This is a genomic window from Pseudomonas sp. R62, from assembly GCF_000257605.1.
Taxonomy (GTDB): Bacteria; Pseudomonadota; Gammaproteobacteria; order Pseudomonadales; family Pseudomonadaceae; genus Aquipseudomonas; species Aquipseudomonas atacamensis.
Genome location: NZ_JH635998.1, coordinates 2,342,939 through 2,348,697, shown reverse-complemented (window position 1 = coordinate 2,348,697; position 5,759 = coordinate 2,342,939). Strand labels below are relative to the sequence as shown.

The window sequence follows — 5,759 nt, the reverse complement described above, 5'->3', positions numbered from 1 at the left end:
CGTCAACATCCTCACTCGAAGGCGATGCTCCGCACTGCTGTTTTTGATTTCTTCAAATCCTTCAACGCTTATCGCCAACGGGGCGGATGAGCTCGACTCCGCGGACCCAATCAGTACCTGTTCGTTATGCATAAGGCAGAAGGTGATGCGACTGAACAGACGTCGACTCTCATCGTGATAACCGATGATGAATCCTGACGACTTTGCCCCCTTCAGCGATTCAAACGTGTAGGTTTGCGGATGCCCCGCCAACAACGTTGGCCCCCAGCCGTGATCAGTCAGAGTCGCCGGACACTTGCGGTCGTTGGCTTCACGCAACAGCTGCAACTCAATCGCGCTATCGGACGGCAACTGCTGACTAGTGAGAGCGGAAAAACTTCCCGCGCTTTCACACATAACACCAAACCATGGCTCGCTCAGACCCGCTGACTTTTCGAAATTCCACTCAGCGCTGTTTGAGCTTGGTGCCTGCCACAAGTGCGGCGCGTTCAATGTGTTGGGAAGTTGTTTTGTCGCAACGAATACCAGATCAGGCGAATTGAACTGCAACCATTGATCTTGCGTAAGCGTCATCGAAAACCGGCAGGGTGTCATAACCACCAAAGCGGTAACTGGCCCCTGAGCGGCCTGCGATTGATCGGAAGCATTACCGACCAACACGCTATTAGCGGCGATGGCATGACTAACCTGCGTCAGTGCAAAACCAAACAGTAGGCTGCGTAGGTAGCGAGGTTTTATGAGCCCTGTCAGTGATACATCAGCCATGGCTCGGGTCGCTCGATTCGGTCTCGCAATTACCTTTCCGACAGTCATGTCGATAGAGCCAAAATAGCGGCGGCAACAATACGAGCAGCGCAAAACCATCCAGCCACACGTGCGACCAGACCTGCTGTTGCGCTGACAGCCACATGTCCTGCGGCGCCCATAACAGGATGCCGGCGATCAACCAGCCCCAGATGGCCGGAGCTTTCAAGCGATTGCCCAAGTGCACCAGCGCGAACATGTACAGCGAATAACTTTGCAACGTCGCGCCGAACAGCGCGAGCCACCAGACTTGTTGTTCGTGGCCGGCGGTGGGAACCGCATCGGCACCCCAGAACGACAGTTCGAGGACTTGCAGGTAGCCATCGAGCAAGCCGGAGTCACCGGCCCAGGTCAGGGTGAGACCGGCGAGGATATGCGTGATCGCAGCGGCATATAGCCAAAGCACCAACGCTGGGCGAAGCGAGGAAGAAGAGGCTGGCATTCCGTGTCCTGAGCGCGTTCCTTGGGGGTGGGGAGTTTAAAGGAAAATCGCGGTCGTCAGATGCTCAAGCGTTAAACGTTTTAGCGTGAGGGATTCAGACAAAACTTTTGCAAAAACCGCCTCAAACAGGCCCTCGAAATTCAAATGCAGTGGCTGGCTTTGATCGGCGCCGTGGCTGACGATCCCAATCGCCCCACGTTGAAGAGGCCCAACTGATCACCTTTGTCAGCCGCCATTTGATAACAGGCTAACGCCCGCGATATATCCTTCGTTCCTAACTCCCCACCCTCAAAGGTAGAGGCCAGGTAATTCATCGCGTCCGTGGAGCCCATGGTAATCGCCCGAATAACCTGCTCTTCTGCCTGCTTGGGATGAAGGCAAGGGCCGTTATAGTCAGTGGAGTTTCCTGAACAAAGAAACGTCGCATAACCCATCGCACCCTTTGGTATTTTCGAAGCCGCTTTGAACAAAGCCTCAACCTTAGGGGTTTCCAACTGAGGTGCCATTTGCGAAAGACTCAGGCTTGCCGCCGACAGGCTGGCCTGTGCATCACCTGACTCTGCAGCACACACAAAATTCTCCAGGGACGCCTCAATCAACTCCGCAGTCAGCCGGTATTGCTCAAGAAACCCCAGCCCACCTAAAGCTTCAGCACGCTGATCACAGAAGTTCTCGGCGCGGCTCATTCCCGGGTTCTCTGTTGCGACAAGATCCTTCTCACTGATCGACCAATCCTCAATCCCCTCAAGCACCCAGCACGCCTGACGAGAGAAGTTGAAGATCTTGATATTGCTGTTGCCCGCTCGCTTATATAAAAAATCCGTCCTCACTTTCCTACTATTTAAAGGAAACCGGGGACAGACCACGTTTTTTAACAATTACTGAAAAGTGGTCTGTGCCCATTTCATTTATTAAACCTCTACTCCCCTGACCAATACCAAATCGTATCGCCCCATCGCGAATCATCTACATTCGGCATAATTTCGCCCTGTTTGAAGTATCGCCGAGAGTTAGTTTGCGCGGGAGTAAACCAATAACCCTGCTTACTACATGGTTGTCCCGAGTCAACACGACCAACTTGTGAGGTGCTGGAGCCAGTATAGTTTCTAGCATACTCAACCAAGTCCTTTGGATAAACCATATGGTCTATTTTGCTATCATCAATCCCATAAAGAAATGCAATAGCACCTGCTTCAAAGGCCCAGTAACCAACGTAGCTACCATCATCACCATCAATACTTAAATGCGAGTCGTGCCAACTCGCATGGAGTTCACCAAAAGATTCATACCACTGACCGCAATATTCATTCAGAAGCTTAGATGCTTCGGTTTTGCTAGGGGCATAAATTGATCTGATCAGCTTCGTATATACTGGGTGAAACCACTCGTCTATATCAGCCCGCCCCGCCAAGTTTTTACGTAGCAAATCTTCGTACAGCATATCCTCACTACTAAAGCCTGCTGCATCTGTCAAACTTACAAACCTGGCCAATAGATCATTCCGATGCAACAGGATGCACAGGCTGGCCACCTGTACAAACTCCTCAAAATCTGCTGGAGAATCTTCAAGATCTAGTGGCGATATATTCGGCACACCCTCATACTCAGCCAAGGCATTTTGATACACCTCAAAATTTTGCACGACTCTTTCAAGCGGTTCAAACAACTCTAAAATAGGTTCGCCAGCTGTATACCTGATTATCAAAGCGCCGAGGGAATCCTGTTTAACCTCAAAGGCTTTCAAAGATGCTTCCTGGCCTGGAAAATCCTCTTCCAGATTGTGCGTACTCCAATACGATTCCGAAGCATCATAAAAGCCCACAAGGTTTTTATAATATGCCTCTGTGATAAACGGCTGCCTTCTATTCATTTTTATTTAAACCTCAAGCCGCAAAGAATCTAGTGCACCATGTTTTTTCGCCAGCGATTTTTTTCGCCTATTCACAGCTTGCTTTACCTCATCCTCACCATAGTGAAATGCGGCATGCTTTGCATGGCTGGATTCAGGGGATCCACTAAGAAGTGCCACAGCGTGCTCCTCCGGGCTTCCCGAAAGATGATACAACGGAGAAAAAATAGATGCCTTGAGTAAGAATTAAGAATTTCTCTTGTCATCGTAACTCCCACAGCGTCCCTTAGATTTTTTGATATCCACTCTTTACTCATCTGAATCATCAAGTCGTTTTTTCGGGCTTTAGAGGGTTTCGCGGCCTTCACAGATGCATTATCAGAAGATTTTTTACCAAATACCTTTGTTCGATTTTTCCCCGTAGCTTTTCCAGTAGAACCATTACCATCTTTGACCTCTTCAATAGGTTCCAAAAGATCGCTTAATTGAGGTTGACCGGAAACACCGAGTTTTGAATTAATGCTCGGCTTACGAGTATTATTGGGTCTTCTCAAAAACTTCGGAGCATCCTCATTCTTACTTGCTTTTGCCTCGACAATGGCAAATTTTCTTCCTGCGTTCGTCGCGGGATCTGCTCTCCATACAGCGTCAATGCCTGTGCCGTTAGCAGGATCCGACAACTTATAAAGAATGGAAAAAAAGGGGACAGACCACGTTTTCGGGTAATTACTAAAACCGTGGTCTGTCCCCATTTCCCACCCACCACAGCCTTAAAGTTTTTCACTCATCTCCGTGCATTCTTTTGCATCTGCAAGGACTCTACGCTCACCGTAGTTAAAGACACAGACCGGCTTTTTAAAGCTACCTCTCATCTTCTGACAAACACCACCAGTTTTTTCTTTGAAAACACACTGATCACCACCAATAATCAACTCTTTACTTGGAGCCAAGGTCAGAACCTCACGATCCTCTATACGGTATATAGTCTCGTATATCGAGTCTCCTGACTGCTGAATATCTTTATAACTTCCATCCTGCGACTCGGAAGCGCCCGCCGGAATAGATCCAATATAATCAGCCGAGCCACTTTTTGACGAAGTAGCAAAAATCATAATCTGAGCGTTAAGCCCCATATCATCAATGGTTGGGTAAGAATATATAAATGACACTCCAGACTCATTTGATGACTCTATATAAACATACTCAGAACGGCAGCCACGCTCAGGATTTTCAATAGAAAAATTTCCCCCATCAAACGAGAGATGCAAAATTACTTGAGAGCCAGAATCTTGATCAGAAGCCTCGCACAACAACTTGTGTTCTACAGGAGAAGATAGCACTGAGCCGCTGTAGACCAAGAAAAAAAACATGATCATTTTACTCATTACCGAACCACCTCAAAAATGCTGTAGCAATTTATTTGTTAATGTTTCGCGACCTGAAAAGTTAGCTGCGGCCGGCCATGGTACCGAAGCAGTACCTACAGCGGGACGGTCCCCTCGAATACGCCGTGTTACGTTAAGTATGTTGTTAGAGTCAGCGAGTTCCAGCACTCTATTTTTGCCCAAAACCAACCAGCAGTGTCAATACATGTGAATGGCTCGTTTTTAACACGGTCTGCGTTAACTATAACTGGCGGTCGGAATTGTGCGTCTAACTGTGCAATGGTCGCAGCATTCTGAATTGGCAAAGTAGCTTGTTGTGCTGCGGGAACAGTAGGCCCGGAGATGGTAATCCCCCACCACGCTGTATGTTTCCACCAATTATCTGTAAACGAACTAGCTTGCAGCCAACCCCGATACACCCAGTAATTCGCGTAGTTGGCTCTTCCGGTAAGCTGTTTAAAGCCGCGCCCCCTAAAATCTCCTCCGTCGTTATATTTTATATTTCCTAACCAGCCATTGTAATTTGACGCATTTGCATATCGTCTAAAATATTCATACGGATCATTACCATTGTAAAGCTCGGACATGGATACGAGCTGATTCGATTCGATACCCGCCTGTCCAAAAAAATGCGACCGTCTCAGCCCACCGACTATAAGGTACTTGGAAAGAGTTTTATTTATATGAATAATATATTTACTAACATTCGCATCTGATGCCGCTGGATAAATCCCTTTCATATCACTTTTTGTTAACCAGCCACACTTCCTGAAAAAACGAATAAATTCTTTCGGCGGAAAGTGCCAATGCATGTGATCGATCCCAGCCAGTGCTGCTTCCTCCCAAAAACCCAATGCCTGCTGGTGAGATTTCAACTTCGAGTATTGATCTTCCGGTAGCGGACCACCTTCCGCAACTTTCTTCAACCAATCGTACCTCGTGTCAAAATCATTTTTACACCATTCACTTGGAAACTTGCATACTAGTCTTTTAATACGTTCTTGGACTTCGGTCTTTTCTAGCAGGGAAAAAAGGGGACAGACCACGTTTTTGGGTAATTACTAAAACCGTGATCTGTCCCCATTTCCCACCCATTTCCCACATGGCGGAACGTGAGTTGGATCATCTGGAAGAGTTGATAGCGGAGAGGCAGGAAGCGAAAACGTAAACGGAACGAGGGGGGACGGATTAAGTTGCCAGCCCGTCCCCCCTACCCCTCTGTATCTACTAATTTTTGCTCGGCGTCATAGCTTCAAATGAAGATCTAATATCAGATAAC

6 protein-coding genes and 1 pseudogene are annotated in these 5,759 nt (G+C 47.8%); all 7 read right to left on the bottom strand.

Annotated features, from left to right (window positions below; genetic code table 11):
* A partial coding sequence (locus OQK_RS30415) for a hypothetical protein (RefSeq protein WP_016772521.1) occupies positions 1-765 on the bottom strand: 765 nt, incomplete at its 3' end.
* The gene (locus OQK_RS11520; protein WP_038860872.1) at positions 758-1,246 is read right to left on the bottom strand and encodes a hypothetical protein; all 489 of its coding nucleotides are present in this window, start codon (positions 1,244-1,246) and stop codon (positions 758-760) included. The genes OQK_RS11520 and OQK_RS30415, both read right to left, overlap by 8 nt.
* Before the next feature lie 140 nt (positions 1,247-1,386).
* A pseudogene (locus tag OQK_RS11515) lies at positions 1,387-2,055 on the bottom strand (lysozyme inhibitor LprI family protein); the annotation flags it as partial.
* 110 nt (positions 2,056-2,165) lie between these two features.
* Positions 2,166-3,116, bottom strand: coding sequence for a PoNe immunity protein domain-containing protein (locus OQK_RS11510; RefSeq protein WP_016772518.1), 951 nt, complete (start codon positions 3,114-3,116; stop codon positions 2,166-2,168).
* A gap of 83 nt (positions 3,117-3,199) precedes the next feature.
* Entirely contained in the window at positions 3,200-3,847 is a 648-nt protein-coding gene (locus tag OQK_RS29945; protein WP_157221877.1) for a hypothetical protein, read from the bottom strand.
* Positions 3,848-3,865: 18 nt separating this feature from the next.
* Positions 3,866-4,480: a hypothetical protein gene (locus OQK_RS11505; protein WP_038860871.1), complete on the bottom strand. Its 615-nt coding sequence runs from the start codon at positions 4,478-4,480 to the stop codon at positions 3,866-3,868.
* Positions 4,481-4,608: 128 nt separating this feature from the next.
* Positions 4,609-5,406 (bottom strand): hypothetical protein, encoded by a 798-nt coding sequence (locus tag OQK_RS29940; protein ID WP_157221876.1) that lies wholly within the window; start codon positions 5,404-5,406, stop codon positions 4,609-4,611.
* Positions 5,407-5,759: the final 353 nt, after the last annotated feature.